18 protein-coding genes are annotated in these 20414 nt (G+C 64.7%); 7 read left to right on the plus strand and 11 right to left on the minus strand.

The window, feature by feature from the left end:
* The first annotated feature begins 5 nt into the window (after positions 1-5).
* Entirely contained in the window at positions 6-536 is a 531-nt protein-coding gene (locus D8W71_RS16885) for a YbhB/YbcL family Raf kinase inhibitor-like protein (RefSeq protein ID WP_236077469.1), read from the plus strand.
* 54 nt (positions 537-590) lie between these two features.
* Here the strand turns inward: D8W71_RS16885 and D8W71_RS16890 are convergent, their stop codons facing one another.
* The 3 genes from D8W71_RS16890 to D8W71_RS16900 all read right to left on the minus strand — a co-directional run bounded on the left by D8W71_RS16890 (position 591) and on the right by D8W71_RS16900 (position 2990).
* Positions 591-1658, minus strand: coding sequence for a quinone-dependent dihydroorotate dehydrogenase (locus D8W71_RS16890; protein ID WP_121114960.1), 1068 nt, complete (start codon positions 1656-1658; stop codon positions 591-593).
* 15 nt (positions 1659-1673) lie between these two features.
* Positions 1674-1892, minus strand: coding sequence for a DUF5703 family protein (locus tag D8W71_RS16895; RefSeq protein WP_121114962.1), 219 nt, complete (start codon positions 1890-1892; stop codon positions 1674-1676).
* A 75-nt stretch (positions 1893-1967) separates the two neighbouring features.
* On the minus strand, positions 1968-2990 hold the full coding sequence (locus D8W71_RS16900; RefSeq protein ID WP_121119392.1) for a hypothetical protein: 1023 nt from the start codon (positions 2988-2990) through the stop codon (positions 1968-1970).
* Positions 2991-3146: 156 nt separating this feature from the next.
* Here D8W71_RS16900 and D8W71_RS16905 point away from each other — a divergent pair, with 156 nt between their 5' ends.
* Positions 3147-3521: a hypothetical protein gene (locus D8W71_RS16905; RefSeq protein WP_121114965.1), complete on the plus strand. Its 375-nt coding sequence runs from the start codon at positions 3147-3149 to the stop codon at positions 3519-3521.
* On the opposite strand, the gene D8W71_RS16910 is transcribed toward D8W71_RS16905, so the two are convergent.
* The 4 genes from D8W71_RS16910 to D8W71_RS16925 all read right to left on the minus strand — a co-directional run bounded on the left by D8W71_RS16910 (position 3518) and on the right by D8W71_RS16925 (position 7443).
* The gene (locus D8W71_RS16910) at positions 3518-4348 is read right to left on the minus strand and encodes a heme ABC transporter ATP-binding protein (protein ID WP_442971979.1); all 831 of its coding nucleotides are present in this window, start codon (positions 4346-4348) and stop codon (positions 3518-3520) included. The two genes, D8W71_RS16905 and D8W71_RS16910, sit on opposite strands and share 4 nt — an antisense overlap.
* Positions 4339-5466, minus strand: a complete 1128-nt coding sequence (locus D8W71_RS16915; RefSeq protein ID WP_121114967.1) for a FecCD family ABC transporter permease — start codon at positions 5464-5466, stop codon at positions 4339-4341. The genes D8W71_RS16910 and D8W71_RS16915 overlap by 10 nt, the downstream gene beginning before the upstream one ends.
* Positions 5463-6434: a heme/hemin ABC transporter substrate-binding protein gene (locus D8W71_RS16920; protein ID WP_121119396.1), complete on the minus strand. Its 972-nt coding sequence runs from the start codon at positions 6432-6434 to the stop codon at positions 5463-5465. The genes D8W71_RS16915 and D8W71_RS16920 overlap by 4 nt, the downstream gene beginning before the upstream one ends.
* 76 nt (positions 6435-6510) lie before the next feature.
* Positions 6511-7443, minus strand: a complete 933-nt coding sequence (locus D8W71_RS16925; RefSeq protein ID WP_121114969.1) for an aldo/keto reductase — start codon at positions 7441-7443, stop codon at positions 6511-6513.
* A gap of 183 nt (positions 7444-7626) precedes the next feature.
* Between D8W71_RS16925 and D8W71_RS16930 the strand changes: the two genes are divergently transcribed.
* The 5 genes from D8W71_RS16930 to mshC all read left to right on the plus strand — a co-directional run bounded on the left by D8W71_RS16930 (position 7627) and on the right by mshC (position 12057).
* Positions 7627-8469 (plus strand): undecaprenyl-diphosphate phosphatase, encoded by an 843-nt coding sequence (locus D8W71_RS16930; RefSeq protein WP_201265417.1) that lies wholly within the window; start codon positions 7627-7629, stop codon positions 8467-8469.
* A gap of 79 nt (positions 8470-8548) precedes the next feature.
* Complete coding sequence (locus D8W71_RS16935; RefSeq protein ID WP_121114971.1) at positions 8549-9259, plus strand: histidine phosphatase family protein; 711 nt, start codon at positions 8549-8551, stop codon at positions 9257-9259.
* Between the two features lie 85 nt (positions 9260-9344).
* Positions 9345-9938, plus strand: a complete 594-nt coding sequence (locus D8W71_RS16940; protein ID WP_121119400.1) for a DUF3090 domain-containing protein — start codon at positions 9345-9347, stop codon at positions 9936-9938.
* A 35-nt stretch (positions 9939-9973) separates the two neighbouring features.
* Positions 9974-10759 (plus strand): SCO1664 family protein, encoded by a 786-nt coding sequence (locus D8W71_RS16945; RefSeq protein WP_201265418.1) that lies wholly within the window; start codon positions 9974-9976, stop codon positions 10757-10759.
* A 56-nt stretch (positions 10760-10815) separates the two neighbouring features.
* Positions 10816-12057 carry a cysteine--1-D-myo-inosityl 2-amino-2-deoxy-alpha-D-glucopyranoside ligase gene (gene mshC / locus D8W71_RS16950; RefSeq protein ID WP_121114975.1) on the plus strand — a complete coding sequence of 414 codons (1242 nt, stop codon included), beginning with the start codon at positions 10816-10818 and terminating at the stop codon, positions 12055-12057.
* A 32-nt stretch (positions 12058-12089) separates the two neighbouring features.
* Here mshC and D8W71_RS16955 read toward each other — a convergent pair whose 3' ends face one another.
* From D8W71_RS16955 to D8W71_RS16970, 4 genes are read right to left on the minus strand one after another with little or no spacing between them, the layout of a single operon-like run.
* A complete protein-coding gene (locus D8W71_RS16955) occupies positions 12090-13319 on the minus strand; it encodes a DUF2399 domain-containing protein (RefSeq protein WP_236077470.1) in 1230 nt (409 codons plus the stop codon).
* Complete coding sequence (locus D8W71_RS16960; protein ID WP_121114979.1) at positions 13309-17478, minus strand: TIGR02680 family protein; 4170 nt, start codon at positions 17476-17478, stop codon at positions 13309-13311. Before D8W71_RS16960 ends, D8W71_RS16955 begins: the two co-directional genes overlap by 11 nt.
* The gene (locus D8W71_RS16965) at positions 17479-18858 is read right to left on the minus strand and encodes a DUF2398 family protein (RefSeq protein WP_121114981.1); all 1380 of its coding nucleotides are present in this window, start codon (positions 18856-18858) and stop codon (positions 17479-17481) included.
* A complete protein-coding gene (locus tag D8W71_RS16970; RefSeq protein ID WP_201265419.1) occupies positions 18855-20351 on the minus strand; it encodes a TIGR02677 family protein in 1497 nt (498 codons plus the stop codon). Before D8W71_RS16970 ends, D8W71_RS16965 begins: the two co-directional genes overlap by 4 nt.
* Positions 20352-20414: the final 63 nt, after the last annotated feature.

Consider the following 20414-nt stretch of genomic DNA (forward strand, 5'->3'; position numbering starts at 1 on the left):
GCTTCTTGGTGACTTACGACCCGTACACCGCACTTCCCGAACTTCCGACCTTCACGCTGTCCTCCGAGGATCTGACGGAGGGTGCCACGCTCGGAAATCAACAGGTCAGCGGAATCATGGGCGCAGGTGGGCACGACAACTCGCCGCAACTCTCGTGGTCGGGATTCCCGGAGGGCACGAAAAGCTTCGCTGTCACGATGTACGACCCCGACGCTCCTACGGCATCCGGTTTCTGGCACTGGGCGGTGGCGAACATCCCCGTCTCGACCACGTCGCTGGTGTCCGGAGCAGGCGACGACGGCGGCACCGGCATCCCGAGCACCGCGGTGACGTTGAAAAACGACGCCGGGCTGTTTCGCTACATCGGAGCCGCCCCGCCCGCAGGACACGGACCACATCGATACATCGTCGCGGTGCACGCGGTGGACACCGAACGCCTCGAGGTGGACGAGACGGCGACACCGGCCTATCTCGGGTTCAACCTCTTCACGCACGCGATCGGTCGCGCGCTCCTCACCGGCGTGTACGAAGCCTGATACCGACGTCGGCGCCGACCCCACGCAGGGATCGGCGCCGGCCCGTGCGGCCCTTCATCGGTTCTCCGAGCCCACGGCGTCCGACAGTGATTCGAAGCCTGCTGCTCGGGCACGCTGCGCGATGCCCCTGTTGATCGAACGCATCCAGAACGGGCCACCGTAGATGAACCCGGTGTAGCCCTGCACCAGCGACGCGCCGGCCGTGATTCGTTCCCAGGCTTGATCGGCAGTCTCGATTCCGCCCACCGATACCAAGGCGACGCGGGTCCCCACCCGCGCGTACAACCGTCGCAGAACCTCGAGTGAGCGGTCTGCCAGCGGGGCACCGGACAGACCACCCGCTCCGGCGCTCTCCACGACGGCGCCGGCTGTGGCCAGGCCGGACCGCGAGATCGTGGTGTTGGTCGCGACGATGCCGTCGAGACCCAACTCGACGGCCAGATCGGCTACCGCGTCGACATCTTCATCGAGAAGATCCGGTGCGATCTTGACCAACACTGGGACTGTCACCACGCTCTGGACCGCGACCAGGATCGGTCGGAGGGACTCGACCGCCTGTAGATCCCGCAGTCCAGGGGTGTTGGGAGAGCTGACGTTCACTACCAGGAAGTCCGCGAGTGGACCGAGCAGAGTGGCACTCGCGGTGTAGTCGGCCGCGGCATCCTCCACCGGAGTGACCTTCGTTTTGCCGATGTTCGCACCGATGGGTATTCCGGGCCGACGACCGCGGAGCGCGTTGGCGGCACTGCCGGCACCGTGATTGTTGAAGCCCATCCGGTTGACCAGGGCGCGGTCCTGGGGGAGTCGGAAGAGTCGAGGCTGCGGATTCCCGGGCTGAGCCTGAGCGGTTACCGTGCCGATCTCGGCGAAGCCGAATCCGAGCGGACCCCACGTGTCGACACCGTCGGCGTTCTTGTCGAAACCCGCAGCGAGGCCGAGGGGAGCTGGAAACTCGACTCCGAACACCCGACTCCGCAACACCGGATCGTCGACAACGAGAAGACGTTGTGCAAGACCTCGAAAAGGAGGAAAGGCCGTCACTGCTCGCATTGCGAAGAACGCAAGGTGGTGAATGCGTTCAGGCCGAACGAGGAACATCAGGCGAAGCAGTGCGTGGTACACGGTCTCTCTTTCGAACTAGATACCTGGCTCGGGAATATGGTGCGCGGACTTCTTGCGTTTGAGCAGTACCTTTCTGCTCCCGTCCGTGTAGAGCCGGACGCGGGACAATTCCCAACCGCCGAATTCGGCCTGAATGGCCAGGCGCATGGAGGCGGTCACTCTGGTTACGTCCGGTGGCAACCGGAGCGGTACGTACTCCCAGTCATCGGAAGTGGACTCCCACTCCGACGGCATCCGACTCCGTGCGCTGTTGTTCTTCGACACAGGGGCCTTTCTCGCGTGGTGATGTTCACCGCCTCGGCGCCGACTTCAGGGCCGTGCCGGTATCCGCTGCAGACCATCGCCGGCGGCCGATCCGACGTAGACATCGCCCGTGCCGGGGTCGACGGCGATCGAATCCGGTTGCTTCACCGAGGTGAACCTCGCGGCTTCGACAGGAATTCCTGTGTCGAGCGTGTACCCGACCACCCCGTTGTCTCCCGGAGTGCTTACCCACACGATGTCGGACTTGTCATCGTAGGTGACTGCCCACGGCTGTGCACCGACCGGAAATCGTTGCCGTAGAAGTAGGTCGTCGGACGAGTAGACGAGCAGCTCGCCGCCGGCAGCGTCGGTGACGAGAATTCGACCGTATTCGTCGGTGTCCAGCCGTGCGGCCCCCGTACCCGCTCGCAGTGCCACCCCGAGAGATCCCCCGTCGGCGTCGATCTTGGTCAGCGACGTCTGGTGGCGATCCAATGCTGCGAGCCCGTGTTCGGTTTCGGCCAAAGCGTCCACGGAGGACAGCCCATCGATTCTTTGTGACTCGTTCGCGTCTGCGTCGAGGATGTGAATGGTGCCACTGCTGTCTCCCACGGCAATTCGACCACCGTCCAGCGGGGCAGCACTGAGCAGTGTCCCGTCGACCGGAAGGGTCCTGACCTCCGAGCTGCGAACATCGAGGAGTGCGAGCTGTCCATCCATGGGCAGCAGGAGTGTTCCGTCGCCTGCGCTGACGATGTCGGCGGCCGCGGCGGGAAGCGGCACACTGCGCGGCGCAGTCTCGAAAGCGTCCGTATCGAAGACGAGCGCAGAGGTCGAGGCGTCGTCGAGTGCCACGACCGAGCGCGTCGAGGCTTCGAATGTGATGGAATGCAAGCCGGAGGGGGACGGCGCAACCGAACCGCTCGGGGGAGTGGAGGTTTCGGGAGACGAGACCGAAGACAGCGGCTCGACGTTGACCGAGTTGGCGTCCTCGGGAGAGCTGTTGTCGGAGCATCCCGACACGAGCAGACATGCCGATGCAGAGGCGACCGCGACGACTGTTCGCCACGGGGTACGTCGGTCGTTCATGGATCCGCCAGTTCTGTGTTTCGAGTTTTCCGGTGCGACTTCGTTTGCGCCCAGCCTGCCTGATGGGTTCGGCGAGGAGCGCGCCGGACCTCCTGATCGGCTGACCGCCGCCGCGGCGGTACCGTGTTCGAGGGGAAACGACGAGGAGTTTTTCAGTTGATCACCGACGACAGTGTCTTCCACGCAGGTGTAGAGCGCGGATTCGCCATCGAGCAGGTCACCACCGGAGCGCAGGCCAGCGGGTTCGGGACGACCGAGGACAACCGGCCTTTCGCGTTCCGCGTTCACAAATCCACGCTGTATCTGGAAATCTATCGGAGAAACCTTCCGACTCCCGTGCCGGACAAGTCCGATGTAACAGCGGTATCCGAACAATCGGTGACGGAAATCGATCTGACCGACGAACGAAGCATCGTAGCGGCGGTCCGCGACGCGGTCACTCATGCCGGCGATCTCAGCACGGGCACGAGAGACTCGTCGGCGGTTCGGTCGTTCTTGGGTCGAGTCGGGTCGGTCATCGAGAGCATCTAGTCCCCGCGACACGGCAGCACCACTTGCGCTCCGGTCCGTGGGTGGTCGAACACTTCCACGGGATGGTTGTACACCCTGGTCAGTACGTCGGCGTTCAATACCAGGCGCGGCGGGCCGACCGACACGATCTGTCCCTGCGACATTATCGCGACTCGGTCTGCATACGCGGCGGCGAGAGCCAGGTCGTGAAGCACGACGACGACCGCGTCCGCACGCATGGCTCGTCCGGCGGCCACCGCCATCACCGACTCCTGGTGACCGATGTCGAGCGCTGCAGTCGGTTCGTCCAGGAGCACTGTCGACGCCCGCTGAGCGAGTACGCGCGCGAGCGAGACCCGTGCGCGTTCGCCACCGGACAAGCTGGCGAACGGACGATGTCCGAACCCGGTCACATCGCACTCGGACATCGCGGACGAGACTGCGACCTCGTCTTCGTCGGCCTGCGGGGTGCCGTGCCACGGGGAGCGGCCCATCCGGACGACCTGCTCGGCGGTGAACGCGAACCCGACGGTGTGCTCCTGCGGCAACACGGCGCGCCTGCGCGCAATCTTGCTGCGCGACCAGTCCTCGAGCGGTCTGCCGTGCAGCTCGACGGTCCCGGAACGAGCTGGGAGTTCGCCGGCGAGCGCAGCGAGCAGGGTCGACTTGCCTGCGCCGTTGGGGCCGACCAGAGCCAGGACCTCACCCGAGATCACGTCGAGGTCGATGCCACTGAGAATTGTTCGGCCCGAGCGGACCACATCGACACCGCGGGCGCGCATCGTTGCCTGACCGCGATCGGGTCTCTCGACCGGATCGGGCCGCCGCGCGAAAAGACTCACGCCCACCCGCCCTGCCTCGCGCGCGTCCTTCTCAACATCCAGAAGAAAAAGGGCGCACCGACGAGCGAGGTGATCATTCCGAGCGGCATGTCGACATTGTCGACGAGGCTTCGAGCAACGAGATCCGAAGCGAGCAGGACCACCGCACCGCAGAGCGCGCTCGCGGGGACCAAGGTCCGGTGCGCAGGTCCGAGCATCATGCGCATCAGGTGGGGAACAACCAAGCCGACGAACAAAATGATGCCGGTGAAGGCCACTCCCGATGCAACGAGAACAGCGACGATCACGATCGCAGTCTGGCGTAGTCGTTCTACATCGACGCCGAGGTGTCGCGCGACGTTCTCGCCGAGGGCGAGCAGGTCGAGCCGTGTGGCGATGACCATCGAGGCGCATATTCCCACCAGAGCGAGAGGCGCGACCACCGACACGGCCTGCCACGTGGCGCCTGCCAGCGAACCGAGTTGCCAGAACACGATCTGATCGCGGGCAGCCGGCGAGGCGACGAAGGTGAAGAAGGCGATCAGGCCTCCCGCGAACGCGTTGACAGCCACGCCCGTCAGGATCAGGGTCACCACTTCGGTTCGGCCGCCTCCGCGCGCCAGCACGTAGACGGCAACAGTCGTGATCAACCCGCCGACGAACGCTGCCGCCGCTACCCACCACACGCCCGCGAACGCTCCGCCGAGAACGATCATCGAGGATGCGCCGACCGCTGCTCCCGACGACACCCCGATCACCCCGGGCTCGGCGAGGGGATTGGCGAACACGCCCTGTAGCAGCGCACCCGCGCATCCCAGACTCGCGCCGACAACGGCGCCGAGGGCTATGCGGGGAAATCGAACTTGCCACAGCGTGACGTCGCCGCTCGGATGAGCAGGCATGGGCCCCACATCGAGTCCGAGTCGATGGAACACACTGCCGAGCACCTCGAACGGAGTGGTCGGGACCTGGCCGACACAGGCCGAGAACACAGCAAGTGCACACGTCAGTACGACGAGTGCGGCGAACACCGATACCGGCCGTACGCGAGACCGCCGCTTCGTTGTCGTGCCCGACCTTTCCGGAGCAGACGGTGTCGCCCCGGACGGTGTCGCACCGGGAGGCGTGGCGTCGGTCTTCGTCATTGCTGGGGTTCGTAGACGGCTTTCGCCAGCGCCGTCAGCACTTTCCCGGTGTTGGGCCCGAAACTCAGTACGACACCGTCGGCCATGTCCACGACGCGCTCGTCTCGCCCGGCGGGCGTCTGAGCGATACCCGGTACCTCTTCGAGACCGTCGATTCCGCCGATCGATTCCAGGCCACCGGTCATCATCAGGATGACATCGGGCGACGCGGCGATGAGAGCTTCGCTGGTGATCGGAACGAACTGCTCGGACAACCCGGACACGGTTCCTGCGTCCTCGGCTCCGAGGGCCTCGACTAGCTCGTCGGCTCCGGATCCCGGTCCGGCGAGCATCTTGACTGCGGGTCCTCGCATGTACAGGAAGGCAATTTTCAGCGGTGGGCCGTCGGTCGGCGCAAGATCACGGGCCTCGGCGATCTCCTGGGTTGTTCGCTCGGCCAGCCGCGCGCCTTGCTCGGCCACACCGAGAGCCGCTGCGACAGCGTTGATCTGATCGGTGACGCCGTTCATCGTACGGGTCGGATCGAAGAAGACGACGGGAATGCCTGCTGCGCGAAGCTGGTCCTGGACTGCGCGAGGTCCGATGCTCGTGTCCGTGAGCACCACGGTCGGGTTCAGGGCGAGAATCCCCTCGGCGCTCAATGAATGGCCGCCCGGTGTCACATCCGGAACGCCTGCCACGGCAGGAAACTCCGCGGAGGTGTCGCGACCGACGAGGTTGTCGCCGAGACCGAGGGCATAGACCGTCGTGGTCAACGTGCCGTACTGGTCGGCCGTGACGATGCGGCTGGCGTCGGACACCGTCACGTCGACTCCGTCGAAACTCCGGACGGTCGCTGGCAGAGCCGGAACAGGCGCCGACTGGATCGGGTCGGGGTCGGGATCGGAGATCACGGCCGTGCGCGGCCCGACTACCGAACCGGCATCGCTACCGGACTCTTCCGGACCGGAACAGGAGACGAGCGTCATGGCAAGAGCCCCGGATACCCCGAACACCACGATTCGCGAACACAACTTCACGAAGACGAGGTTAGCCTGTGCAGGGTCAGCTGCTGACGTCGTCGAGTGCGGCAGCGATCGCGGGCGGTAGCTCGAGTTCCTCGGCAACCAGGATGCCGGTCAGCTGCGCCAGGTCGCGAGCACCGACGATCGCCGCCGCAACACCTGGACGATCTCTCGCCCACGCGATCGCAACGGTCAACGGCGACGTCGCCAGCCCGCTTGCAGCAGTCACGACGGCGTCGACGACGCCCATGGCCGAGTCGGTCAGGTACGACGCGATCGACTGCGCGTGAGCGTCGTCGGCTCCGCGGGAGTCCGCGGGTGTTCCCGAGGTGTACTTGCCGGTCAGAACGCCACCGGCAAGAGGGACCGCAGCAAGGACGCCCGCGCCGTGGTGCCTGGCAGCAGGCAGCAACTCGTCCTCGACACCACGCGCGAGAAGCGAGTACTCGGCCTGGGTGGCGACGATCCGGCCGACGCCTGCGGACCCAGCGGCCGTCGCCAACTGCCATCCGAGGTAGCCGCGAGCCCCGACGTATCGAACCTTGCCGCTGGTGACCGCGTAGTCGAGTGTTGCCGCGATCTCATCGACGGGAGTGTGCTCGTCCCACGCGCCGACTTGCCACAGGTCGAGATAGTCGGTTCCCAGCTCACGCAGCGTGGTCTCGAGCTGGTTCAGAAGGGACCGCCTCGAGCAATCGATGCGGTAGCGGCCCGCCCAGGTCGTGACTCCGGCCGATCCACTGACGACCAGTTCACGTCGCGGTACGACGTCGTCGAGAACCTCGGCGAGCACACGCTGCGCCCGTCCCTCGCCGTACGACGGAGATGTGTCGACGAGAGTGCCACCTGCTTCGGCGAACGCCGACAGCTGCGCCGCCGCGTCGTCGCCGTCCGTTCCACTGCCCCAGCCGAGGGTTCCCAAGCCGAGACGGGACACTCGTAGTCCGCTGGAGCCGACTGATCTCTGCTTCATGGTGTCGAGGGTTCCTCACGTTGTCTCGGACGCGTGCGGCGCCAGGTGAGCAGAGTAGTGCGGTGGGCAGCCGGGTGCGAGCCTGCCGCGCCGAACACGTATGTCCGAGCTGACCGCGATGCGGCTGCCGGGTACGGTCAGGCCCGTGAAACGTGTACTCGGAGCAGCGAAGGCCAGTTCGTGATCGGCGAATCGATGACCTGGTTGCAGGCAATTGTCCTCGGGGCGGTGCAGGGCCTGACCGAGTTTCTCCCGATTTCGTCCTCAGGCCACCTGCGCATCGTGTCGGAGGTGTTCTTCGGTGACGACGCCGGTGCGTCCTTCACCGCGGTCAGCCAGCTCGGCACCGAAGCCGCAGTGTTGCTGTTCTTCTGGCGCGACATCGTTCGGATCGTGCGCGCGTGGTTCGCAGGGCTGCTGGACAAGGCGAAACGCGATCTCGACTACCGACTGGGCTGGTATGTGATCATTGCCACTATTCCCATCGGCGTGCTCGGCCTTGCCTTCAAAGAGCAAATTCGGACGGGCGCTCGCAATCTGTGGCTCATCGCGACGATGCTCATCGTGTTCGCGATCGTCATCGCCGTTGCCGAATTCGTGGGTTCGAAGCAGCGGCCGATCGAGAAGATCACGACGAAGGACGGGCTCATAATGGGTGCCGCTCAGTGTCTGGCCTTGATTCCGGGTGTATCTCGATCCGGCGCCACGACCAGTGCCGGCCTGTTCATGGGTCTCGAACGCGAAGCGGCCGTCCGGTTCTCGTTCCTGCTCGCCATCCCCGCCGTCACCGCATCGGGTTTGTTCTCGCTTCCCGACGCGTTCGAACCGGCAGGGGAAGGATTGAACGCGTCGGCGCCGCAGCTGGTGGTTGCGACCGTCATTGCGTTCGCACTCGGCTATGCGTCCATCGCGTGGCTTCTGAAGTTCGTCGCCAACCACTCGCTGTACTGGTTCGTCGGATATCGCATCGTGCTCGGAATCGGCGTCATGGCCCTGTTGTCGGCAGGCGTCGTCTCGGCAACCTGATCTCCGGCTCCGCCGGTGACTCTCGAGCTCGACCGACTCTCGAGCTCGACCGACTCCTGACCGCTATTAGGGTGGTGTCATGACGGTGATCTTGCTGCGGCACGGCCGCTCGACCTCGAACACAGCAGGAACACTCGCGGGACGATCGCCGGGAGTCGACCTCGACGACAAGGGCAGAGAACAGGCCGCGCTGGTTGCAGAGCGCTTGGGATCGCTGCCGATCGAGGAAATCGTGAGGTCGCCCATGCAGAGGTGTGAGCAGACTGTCGGGCCACTGTCGGAGAGACGCGGGCTCACGCCTGTCGTGGAGGACAGGCTCGTCGAAGTCGACTACGGGACGTGGACCGGACGAACGATCAAGGAACTCTTGGCGGAGCCTCTGTGGAAAGTCGTCCAACAGCATCCGTCGGCGGCAGTGTTCCCCGGCGGTGAGGGACTCGCGCAGGTTCAGGCACGTGCCGTGGCAGCGGTCCGCGAGCACGATGCGCGACTCGCCCAGGAATACGGCCGCGACGTACTGTGGGTTGCCTGCTCGCACGGCGACGTCATCAAGTCGATCATCGCCGATGCCGTCGGGTGCCACCTCGATGCCTTCCAGCGGATCGTGGCCGATCCGGCGTCGATAAGCGTGGTCAAATACACGAACACCAGATCGTTCGTCCTGCGCACCAACGACACGGGGCTGGACCTTTCGTCCCTCGTACCGCCACCGAAACCGGTGGACGAGTCTGCGAATGTTCCGACGGATTCCGAATCCGACGCCGTTCCCGGTGGCGGTTCCGGGACCTAGGGCCGATATAGCGGATAATGAACACCGGGGTCCGACGCTCCGGATGCTCGGAACCACAGCAGGAACTACATTTGCAGGAGGTGCAATGCCACGCGCAATACATGTTTTCCGCACCCCTGATCGATTTGTCGCGGGAACCGTGGGTGAGCCGGGCGACCGATCGTTCTTTCTTCAGGCCGTTCACGACGCTCGTGTGGTCTCGGTGGCGCTGGAGAAGCAACAGGTCCAGGTCCTTGCGGACCGGATGGGTCTGTTACTGGAAGAGGTCCACCGGCGGTTCGGAGCCGACGTACCTCCGGAGGAGACCGAGGTGGGCGATACAAGTCCACTGCTGACGCCGATCGACACCGAGTTCAGAGTGGGCACCATGGGGCTCGGCTGGGACGCGGATGCGGGTGCGGTCGTCGTCGAACTCCTCGCCGTATCGGAGTCCGAGATCGACGAATCCGTCGTTCTCGACGACACCGAGGAGGGCCCAGACGCGGTCCGCGTTTTCCTGACGCCCGTTCAGGCGCGCGAATTCGCTTTGCGCTCCGAACGTGTCATCGCGGCGGGACGTGCACCGTGTCCGCTGTGCGGCCAACCGCTCACCCAAGACGGTCATATCTGCATCCGAACGAACGGATATCGGCGGGACGCGACATTCGGCTCCGCATCCGAACTCGGAGAAGAGCTTTGACCGAAGGCCGACCGCCGGTCGACGGGCGCCGGGTGATGGAACAGGGCGAGCTGACGGTCGTTGGACGTGTCGTGTCGGCGAGCAATGCGACCCTCGTGTGCGAAGCCGCCACAGACAGCGACCCAACGCCCGTCCGGTGCGTGTACAAGCCGGTTCGTGGGGAGGTACCACTCTGGGACTTCCCGGATGGAACCCTTGCCGGCCGCGAGGTGGCGTCGTTCGAGATTTCCGACGCACTCGGGTGGGATGTCATTCCGCCGACGGTTCTTCGTGACGGTCCGTTCGGTCCCGGCATGGTCCAGCGGTGGATCGACACGCCGGAACGTCACGGCGAGCACGGCGATCGCGTCGAATTGGTGGATCTGTGCCCACCCGACCTGGTTCCTGCAGGGTGGATCCCTGTCCTGCAGGCCTACGACGGGGACGGCGAAGAGGTCTCCCTCATTCACGCCGACGATCCTCGCCTCAACCGAATGGCCGTACTCGATCTTTTGCTCAACAATGCCGATCGCAAGGGCGGTCATGCGTTGGAAGGTCTCGACGGATATGTCTACGGGGTCGATCACGGAATCTGCTTGCACCGCGAGGACAAACTTCGCACCGTGCTGTGGGGGTGGGCAGGCACTGCCGTCGACGATGTCCTCATGGCCGACGTGGTCGAATTCGTCGATGGTTTCGCCGATCGCGTCGAGCCTCGTGTGCGGGGGCACATCACCGAATCCGAAATCGAGGCGTTGCTGGGGCGTGCGTGCGCACTCGTCGCGAACCCGGTGATGCCGCAACCGATGTCCAGTAGGCCGATACCGTGGCCCGCGTTCTGAGCTGTGGAGTGGAGCCTGCGGAATGACCGGGTAGGGATTCGGATAGGCTCGACCGCATGCATTCTTGGTCCGACACAGCTGTACCGTCGATCCCGGGTCAGGGCCCGCCGCTTCGGTTGTACGACACAGCGGATCGTCAGGTCAGGCCGGTCACACCTGGTACGGAAGCGAAGATGTACGTCTGCGGAATCACACCGTACGACGCCACTCACCTCGGCCATGCTGCCACCTATCTCACGTTCGATCTGGTCAACCGCTTGTGGCGTGATGCGGGTCATTCCGTGCACTACGTGCAGAACGTCACCGACGTCGACGACCCTCTGTTCGAGCGGGCCGATCGAGACGGGGAGAACTGGGTCGATCTGGGCCAGCGTGAGATTCAGCTGTTCCGCGAAGACATGGAAGCGCTGCGGGTACTGCCGCCGCGCGACTACATCGGAGCGGTCGAGTCGATCGACGAGGTGATCCAGTTGGTCGAGAAGCTTCTCGCCTCCGGCGCCGCGTACGTCGTCGACGACGCGGAGTTCCCCGACGTCTATTTTCGCGCTGACGCCAACACCCAGTTCGGATACGAGTCCGGGTACGACCGAGCGACGATGGACAAATTCTTCGCCGAACGTGGTGGCGATCCGGACCGAGCAGGAAAGCACAATCCGCTGGATGCACTTCTGTGGCGTGCTGCACGGCAAGGCGAGCCCTCGTGGCCGTCGCCGTTCGGACCGGGCCGGCCGGGGTGGCACATCGAATGTGCGGCGATCGCGCTGAACCGCATCGGCGCCGGATTCGACATCCAGGGCGGCGGTAGCGACCTGATCTTCCCGCATCACGAGTTCTCCGCAGCGCACGCTGAGGCTGCGACGAGCGGTGATCGATTCGCTCGTCACTACGTGCACACGGGCATGATCGGACTCGACGGCGAGAAGATGTCGAAAAGCCGGGGCAACCTGGTGTTCGTGTCGAAACTCCGCGCCGCAGGGGTCGATCCCGCCGCGGTACGCCTCGGGCTTCTGTCGGGGCATTACCGTCAGGACCGCGCGTGGACGGACGAGGTTCTGGAACGTGCACACACCAGGCTCGCAACGTGGCGACGCGCGGCCGCATTAGAGTCCGCAACCAGCGCCGATGATGTCATCGTCCGTGTGCGTCAGCATCTCGCGGACGACCTGGACACACCCAAGGCGCTCGACGCGCTCGACGCATGGGCGAGCTTCGCAGTCGAGCGCGGCGGGTCGGACGCATCTGCGCCCGGTGAATTCGCCGCCGCGGTGGACGCGCTACTGGGAATTCCACTGCGCTGAAAATCGGCACCGATCGTCGCCGGCGCGAGAATTCAGGCCAAGTCCGCAAGTAAGTCCGGGATGAGTCGTTCTTCCATGACAGCGCGGCCGGACTCGTGCATTGCGGAGGCGAGTTCGGGGTCCCATGCGCTGGTGGCCGGAAAACCCTTGAGAGGCTCCGAGTTACGGGTATCGAGGGCACGGCGGTATGCGCCCTCGTCCATCCGCCACGGGGTTGCTCCGTACCGGGCGACGGCGCGCGACGTCATCTGCAGCCCCGGCCAGTCGAAATCGTTCCGCCAGTGCAGGGCCGTACCAGGGCGTAGACCGCCCAGAAGTCTGTGCACGGCGGCGGACGGCTGACCGTCGGTGCATACGATGGCTGCCGAATCCTTGCCGAGTGTTCGAGCTGCGGCGGCCACCACGGCGATGTTCTCGCACACGAACACTCGATCGGCAGTATTGGTGAGCGCGGCGCGCCCGATCATGTCGAGTGTGAGCGGAAACGGTATGCCCACATCCGCTGCCTCGTTCAACCACCGTGCGACAACGTGGTCCTCCTCGACTCGGAACCCGAGTAGAACGACCCTGCTCGACAATGCGTCGACCGAGACACCCGCTGTCTCCCACAGCAATCGAATACCGACGGGATCCACCGGCCGCGGGATACCTTCGCGAAGCGACAGTGCGTCGAGAACGAGTTTCGGTGCGCCGCCCGAGGACAGCGCCTTGGTGTCGCCGCAGGCATTTTCAGCCAGTTCGGTCAGCGACAAACCGTCGACCGGCAGCAATGAGAGCACGTGCGCTGCGGTTCTCAGCGCATCGACGGCGACTCTGCCGCCGAGAGTTCCATCCTGGTTGAGCAACGAGGAGAGCCAGTGGTCGATCCAGTCCCCGTGAACCGACGCGTTCAGCAGACTGCGCGCATCTGCGAGTGCCGTGGCTTTCATCTCGGCCTTGTCCGCAGCGAGTCGCTTCTTGTCCTGCAGGGGAGCCTGTGCGTTCAGCGTGTCGATCAAGCCGAGGCCGCCGTTGAGCGGATGTGCGAGCCACTCGTCGAGCCTCGCCAGATCGAGCCTGCTGGTCTTCGCCCTGCTGTGCAGACCTGCGTTGGATCGCGAGATCGCACTGCACAGGCGCCACAGATCCGGCGGATCGCCGAGATGAACGGTGATGTTGCCACCGATTCTCAGCCAATTGGATTCGAGTTTCTTTCGCGCAGCGGAGAGTAGAGAGTCGAGTTCGGGTGTACCCCGCCAGCCGGAGGCTCTGTCATCGGACAAACTCGAGACCACCTTCGGTACGCGTCGGTACTCTCCTCGTCAACGGTGACCCCAGCGCGGCCGCCAAATCCGTCCCGTCGTGTTCGGCCAGAAGTTCCCCGTTCTCCCACACCAGCAATGCGGCGCTGACGGTGTTCTCCGCGGTCGAATGTGCGAGATCGTAGTGCGCACAGCCGGGCACATCGGAATAGGTGATCCAGAGGTCGTACCCCGTCATGAACAGATCGAGATCGAACTGCACGCTCAACCCGAGCAATTCGCTTCTGCCGTTGTCGTCGACACCCGCGAACGCCTCGTCGAGCGCGAGCAAACGAGGGGAGTGTGGGTCGGCCGAGGACAGCATCACGTGCGCCGCAGCGAACAATGGAAGGTGGAGTGACACCGATTGTTCGCCGCCGGACAGTGCGCTGTGCCGTGCGACGGTGAGCCGATCCTCGGTGCCGTCACCGCGAATGAGGCTGAATGCGAACACTCGCCATCGACGGTAGTCGAGAGTCGTGGCCAGGATCTCCGGGTACGAACGCTCGGGATTGGCGGCGCGTGCGATTCTGATTTCGGATGCGAAGTGCGCACGCATCTTCGCGAGATCGTCGGCGCCGAGGGCGGAGGCGTCGCGATCGAGCAGCTTGGAGATTTCGCGAGCACCGTCGTCGAGGTTGTCCGCGAGTACCCAATGCACTCCGATCGTGTTGCCCGAGGACATCTTTCGCTGCTTCATCTCCGCGGCCATCTGGGCGATGAGCTCGCGGGCGTCGACGGTTCGCTCGTGGATCTGCTGCGCGAGCCCGGTGAGCAGAGCATCCTCCAGAATGCGTCGTTCGTGTTCGGTGAGCAGTGTCTCCTGGTTGGAGCGGGCGTCACCGATGCGGTTCGCGAAGTCGCCGACCGACGAATAACCCTGTTCGTCCTGGATTCTCACCACCGTGAGTCCGTCGGGCGCGTCCCACTGCAGCCGATAGTCCTGGCCGGACGACGCCAGCTGCGAGTCGAACTCCTGGAGCGCACCGGTCAGTGCAGTGCGTGTGCTCTTGCGATAAGTGTCACTCGCCTTGACCGAGCTGGTCGCTTCGTCGAGAGCGCTGTGAAGGCCGGACACGGCGGTGGGTAGGACGGCGATCTCCTCCTCCGGTGAGCGCGCGTTCTGAATCCGATAGAGGATCTGTTCGACACTGAGCCAAGCGGATTCGCTGGAGGGCCAGGAATACACGGTCTGTACGCCAAGTATGGCGAGAAGGTCGACCCGTGCATATGGGGCCAATCTGGCGGCATCCCCCAGGGCTTCGGTCAGCGCGGCACGCAGACCCTCCTGCGCAGTGTTGCATGCGCCTTCCGCCTTACCGATCGCTTCTCCGGCTTCCTTGTCCGACTTGCGCGCTGCGCGCTGCTCGACCTTGCATGCCTCGATCCTGTCTCGGGCCTTGTCGAGGTCTGCGGTGATCTGGTCTGCGGTCGAACCGAGCTTCTCGCTGAGTATCTCGAGACGCTGGACCTGCTGGAGGTAGTTTTCCTCGGCGATAGCCGCTTCTTCTGCCAATTCCTCGGCGAGACCGGTCGACTCCTCGAGTCGGTTCAGTGCTTCCCGTCCGCGCTCGGTTTCCCGCACGTGCTCTCCGCGCCTGCGCAGCACGAGCTCACCCTGGTTCTCGAAGTGACGGATCGATGCGGCGAGCGAGTCGATGTCCCGAGCAATGTGCGGAGTCCGGTGTGCGACTGCAGTTGTCCTTAGGTGCTTCTCCTTGGCAGACAATTCTGCGATGGCCTGATCGAGTTCGCTGTCGGCTGTTCTCGCGCCTGCCTGAGACGTACGAAGTGCACCCGCCGCCTCGGTCACTGCCTTCTGCGCCTTGATGATTCCCGACGCCTTCGGCAATCTCTTCGCAGCTGCGGCCAGACTACGAAGCAGCTCGGTCGCTGCGCGCTCCTCGTGCTGGGTGGCATCGAGGGTGCCGGACGTCGCGTCGATCGATGCGTCGAGTTCTTCGATTCGGGCGGCACGCCGTCGGGCTCGTGCGGTGGCCCCGATGTATTCGGCGTCGGGTTTGACGTGGCGGCCCTGTTGCACACCTTGGCGGAAACGACCGTCGACGCCGATGACCGTCACCCCGTGGTCGCCGTGTCCGAGCGCAATGGAGGACAGAATGTCGTGGACGACATCTTCGGCCACATCGGTCCCCGGCTCCGGGGTGAGGACATCGGCGAGTGTGCGCCCGGCGGGTCGCTCGCTCGGTGCGGCAGGCACGAGGTAGTGCTCGGACTCGATTGCCGCAGGCACGGACGTCGGCGAAATCCAGCCGTCGAGGATGTTCGCGGCGTGAAGCGCCGCTTCGACTCCGGCTGCCTCGGCAGGCTCGATTCCGTCGAGGAATCGGACCAGTTGCCACAGGGGCGCACCGGCGAGGCCGTCGCGCGACGATGTTCGCGCGGCGAACGGCGGGGGAGCGTCGTCGTGTTGAGCCTCGATCACCCTGCGTTCGGCGCGGAGCGTGGACAATTCTTCGGACAGTGCCGCTGCGCGCACCGAAGCCTGCGCCTTCTTGGCGCGGACCAACTCGAGGCCTTCCGTGGAGGCCTCGGCCAAGACCGTGTCCGAGCTGGGTGCGTCGTCCTCACCGATGTGGGGAACCGCCGCATCGAGCAGCTCGAACGCCGAGACGGAAATTCCCGCGTCCTGGTAGATCGAGGAATGCTCCGACCACCACGACCGGAGTGCGGACGAGTACTGTGCCCGTGCCAGCTCGACTGCTGCTTCGGCTTCGATGACCGAGGCTCGTGCGGCTTCGAGCAGCTCACGTGAACGTGCGGCGCTCTTGTCTGCGCGGGCTCTCTCGGTCGCCGCTTTCTCGACGGTGCCCAGTGCCTCACGAACGGCGCGCACATCGCCGTCCCGTTCCTCTGCATGACCTCGGAGAGCGGTGCTGAACTGATCGCTGCGTGAGGACGTCGGCATCGATGCCCAGGCGATTCCTGCGTCGTCTGCGGCGGACTGGAGATCGTCCTCGGCGCGAGCCAGCGCGCTCACCGCGTCTTTCACCGCGGCCTCGGCGCGTGCCGATTCGGTCGTACGCTGCTCGAGGTCGGACTGCGCCTTGCGTGCTCGTTCGGATTGCTGAGCCGCTGAAATCTTCAGTTTGCCTGCCGATTCGGCCAAGTCATCGAGTTGCTGTTTACCCTCGTACGCGCTCGAGCGCTGCAGGGTCTCTCGATCGGCCAGCGCCTGATCCAGAGCGCGCTCGGCATCGTCGAAGCGCTTCTCCGCTGCCAACCGCTCCTGCAGCCGACGTTCTTTCAGTGCGGCAGCGGCGAAATGGGCGGTGGTGGCGTGAGTGACTGCCTCGAGTCGACGGGAGACCTGTTCGACGTCCGAACGCGCCTGAACTCGAAGGTACTTGGAGTAGACGCCGACGAAATTCTTGGCCGCGAGATCGGCCTGCGCGAGCCCTTCGAGCGCGCGGCCGACTTCTTCCATGTCGCTGAAGGACCGTGCGGCCTCGAGAACGAGTTGATCGTCGAGCGGACGTAGCCCGTCCGTCAGTGCCTGCGACAGACCTTTCGGATCGAGATTCTTGGCCAGTTGTGGACGACGAAGCGTCAGGATGAGATTGATGAGCTGGTCGTATCGCTGCACGCCGAGTCCGAACATGCGGGCGTCGATCGCGGCTCGGTAGTCGACGGGGCGATCGGTCAGCGCGTCGGTCCCGAGCTGTTCGGCCAGTTGCTTCTTGGTGAGCGGGCGGTCATCGGACCCCAGGAGCGAGAAATCGACCCCAGCACGGCCTTCGGCAACGAAGTACCAACGTGTGACCTTGTCGTTCTGGCGACTCGCGCGCATTCCGATTCCCACGGTGACCGATTCCGGGTTCTCCCGTGTGCCACGCCCGAACTCCATCCACACGTACGAGTGAGCGCTCTCCTGCCCGCGATAGAGCAGGTTGGACTTCATCGTGCGTTCCTCGCCTGCGAACGGATTGAGGCGACGCGGTTCGATTCGGCCGTCCAACACGAACGGGAACAGCACCTCGAGCGCTTTGGTCTTGCCCGATCCATTGGGGCCGCGCAGCACCAGACGGCCGTCGGCGAACGAGAACTCTTGATCGCGGTAATCCCAGAGGTTGATGATCCCTGCTCGCGTCGGTCGGAAACGCTGCGAGTGTGCGGTCATCTACGTGGCCTCGGCTTCTGTGGATACGGTGTTGTCGAACAAGGAGTCCTGAGGGGTTCGGTCGCGCACGCTCACCATTACGTCGCGGTAGCGAGCGATGACGGGCAACACGAGAACTCCGCCGGAAACGATGTGTACCAACCGAAGTCGATGAAGCATCGTCACAGCGCGTTCGCGAAGTCCGGTCGGGTCGGCCTGCCACTGAGCTGCGAACGTACGACCGAATCGTTCGACCAGGTCGGAGATGGTGGCTGCGATCCAACTGTTCTCCACGAACGGATAGGTCTCCGATGCGATTCCGTCGTCGACGCGGCCGGGCTCGGTACCGAACTCGGCCAGTGCGTCGAAAATTCCTCCGCCCGGAATCGCGTCGTCGAGGTGCTGGATCAGACCGTCGTCGTCCGGTATCGGGTGTCGCGGGAGTTCGGCGGCATCCGGGTCGACGATACGGTCCGAGATCTCACCCGCAAGCAACAGCGCGACCTGCGCGATGGTTCCCGTGCTAGGAAAACGTATGTCCGACATCCGACCCGACGTGTCGATCAAGGTCACCCCTTCGGCACGTCGCTCGGACACCAAGCCAGTAAGCAGCTCGACGTCGGCGACGGTGCGCTGTGCCGCGAGTGCGGTACGGCCGTCGTGATCCAGATCGTCGAACAGCACCACGGGTCGCTCGATCAATGCGCGCCTCACCTTGCGGAGCGTCTCCTTCGGATCCGTCGGTGACACCGTGCCGTCGTCCTCGTCGATTGGAGCGTCGGACCCAGCGAGGAGACCGGTGACCGAGCGCAGATGCTGCACCGCCCGTGGCGGCCGGAACATCGCGACGACGACGGAGCGCTCGATGTCGTACAACGCTTCACCCGAGGATGGATTGCTGGCCCACCCGCCCGCGTCGCCGTCGGCCAGCGTTATGGCCCCTCGCGCCGCGAGCCAGCCGACCGCGTCGACGAATGCGTCTCGGTCCGCCGCTCGATCGGCTTCGAGTTCGACTCCCTCGACCTGTCCTGCTTCGGCTGCCACGTGATCGGCCAGTTCCGACAGCGTGATCTGGTTTCCGGCGCGACCGAGTGACGCCAGCGCGAGCGCCAGGTACGAGTAACGCCGTCGGTCGAAGATGCGGTCAGAACTGGTCCGTGCTGGTTGTGTCGCGTCGAGCTGGTCGAGGACAGGGAAAAGCCGTGCTGTCGTCTCGGTGACTTCGAGTCGGTACCCGAACAGCTCGAGCAGGTCCTCACGGAGCTCGGTTGCCCACCTTCGCAGAAGGGGGAGCGCAATTCGGTCCGGGTAGGTGGAAGTCACGAGGTGATTCGAGAGCGCAATTCTTGCGGCACGCTGATAGGAATCCAGTGCAAGAGAGGGTATTTCGCGAGCCCTCATCGGCGACTCACCTCAGCTACCTCCAGCTGCAGACGGTCCAGATGCAACCGGCCTCGACTCGTGCGGACGACTGTGGACGTGGCGCTCTCGCTGAGCGTCAGTTTCACGCCGCTGTCGGAACCGGTGGAGCCTGCCGTTCGACCGCTCACTCGGACGCGGGCGGTGAGTGCTGCGTTGAGCAGGCTCAGCAGCACCTCGGTCTCTTCCTCGTCCAGCGTGCGGTCGTACACCCCGGTAGAGGCGAGGGATTGTGCCGCGGCGCTCCGAACGCGTTGAGCTTCGAGCTGCTGTTCGCGTAGACGTCTGATGCCTCCGTCGTTGCGTTGCACCCGCCCCGGCAGACCGGGCGACGGACTTCGGCCCGTTTCGGCGAGTGTCCGTGAGATCTCGACGGGCGGAGCTTCCCACCACGACCGCGATGTCGGGATGATGTCGGCGTCGGGGTGCACCATCGACAGGTGGCGCGGGCGACCGAGTCCGAACACTGCGTGGAACAGGGCATGTGCGCTGTCCTCGGTCGGCGTGTGTGCGAACCATCCGGCGAGGTGCCTGAGCTGACTCTCGCGGCTCACCCCGCCCTTGCGGGTCTCGGTGACACGTCGAAGCAGGGACAACACCGCAGCGATCGCGCTCATTGTCCCTTCGCGGAGCCGTTCCGATTCGCTGAGCTCGGCTTCGGCGGCGACGAACCAGTGCGACAGACCGGACCACCGGGCGTTCCAGTCCGCTCGACGTTCGTCGGTGGTGAGGAAAACACGTTCGTCACTGATGGCAGCACGGGTGATCAGTTCATCGATACCCGTCGCCTCCACGACGGCGATTGCCTCGGCAAGCTTGGGCGCATAACGCGCCAGATCCGAGCTGAATTCGCGCATGTGCGTCAGTAGTGCGTCCTTGTGGACGAGAAAGGTCTCGGGCGTGATCTCCGTCGTGCGCACGAGATCGCCGAGTACGAGGTAGAAGTGGGCTGCACGCGTCGCCATTTCGGACAGCGTGGAGTCGAGTCGGCTCAGCTTGCGATAGATCCGGTCGCCGTCGCCCTGACGGTTCGCCTCGGCGAGCTCGGCCATGTCCGCCAGTAGTTCCGGCAGCACAAGACGTGAGAGCGACGCGTCGTCGAGCCGGGCGCCGAGAACGTCCTCGACAGCGCGAAACGCCTTGTACCCCGCCTGACTGAACTGATACACGAAGTGGCGGTTGCGGTACTCCGCGAGCGTCGCGGCCCGGGAGCCGTCGTAACTGCGTTCGAGTAATTCCCACGAGTGCAGCTGCTCGAGCAGTGGACCGATCTCGGCCGCGCTCGGTCGGATCTCGTCCGGTGCGTTCTTCGACAGCACCTCCGCGATGTCCGCAGCATGGAGAAGGACTACGTAGTTCGCTCGGGCAATGTCGAACGCGCGTAGCACCCACAGGTACTCGGCGTGCTTCTCGGCCACGGTGAATGCGAACAGCTTGAGGCGATCTTCCTGCAGAAACGCAGCCGCCGCACCCAACCGTGCGTTCTCACCCGATTCGCTCACTGCAACAGGGTAGGCGTCGGGCACGGATCAGTGAAA

It is taken from the genome of Rhodococcus sp. P1Y, from assembly GCF_003641205.1.
Classification (GTDB): Bacteria; Actinomycetota; Actinomycetes; order Mycobacteriales; family Mycobacteriaceae; genus Rhodococcoides.

What these genes read in the sequence shown, in the direction of transcription:
- D8W71_RS16895 (WP_121114962.1), bottom strand. Translation starts at nt 1,892, where the DNA reads ATGCCGTCGGAGTGGGAGTCCACTTCCGATGACTGGGAGTACGTACCG.
- D8W71_RS16900 (WP_121119392.1), bottom strand. Translation starts at nt 2,990, where the DNA reads ATGAACGACCGACGTACCCCGTGGCGAACAGTCGTCGCGGTCGCCTCT.
- D8W71_RS16915 (WP_121114967.1), bottom strand. Translation starts at nt 5,466, where the DNA reads ATGACGAAGACCGACGCCACGCCTCCCGGTGCGACACCGTCCGGGGCG.
- D8W71_RS16920 (WP_121119396.1), bottom strand. Translation starts at nt 6,434, where the DNA reads ATGACGCTCGTCTCCTGTTCCGGTCCGGAAGAGTCCGGTAGCGATGCC.
- D8W71_RS16925 (WP_121114969.1), bottom strand. Translation starts at nt 7,443, where the DNA reads ATGAAGCAGAGATCAGTCGGCTCCAGCGGACTACGAGTGTCCCGTCTC.
- D8W71_RS16935 (WP_121114971.1), top strand. Translation starts at nt 8,549, where the DNA reads ATGACGGTGATCTTGCTGCGGCACGGCCGCTCGACCTCGAACACAGCA.
- D8W71_RS16940 (WP_121119400.1), top strand. Translation starts at nt 9,345, where the DNA reads ATGCCACGCGCAATACATGTTTTCCGCACCCCTGATCGATTTGTCGCG.
- D8W71_RS16945 (WP_201265418.1), top strand. Translation starts at nt 9,974, where the DNA reads ATGGAACAGGGCGAGCTGACGGTCGTTGGACGTGTCGTGTCGGCGAGC.
- mshC (WP_121114975.1), top strand. Translation starts at nt 10,816, where the DNA reads ATGCATTCTTGGTCCGACACAGCTGTACCGTCGATCCCGGGTCAGGGC.
- D8W71_RS16960 (WP_121114979.1), bottom strand. Translation starts at nt 17,478, where the DNA reads ATGACCGCACACTCGCAGCGTTTCCGACCGACGCGAGCAGGGATCATC.
- D8W71_RS16965 (WP_121114981.1), bottom strand. Translation starts at nt 18,858, where the DNA reads ATGAGGGCTCGCGAAATACCCTCTCTTGCACTGGATTCCTATCAGCGT.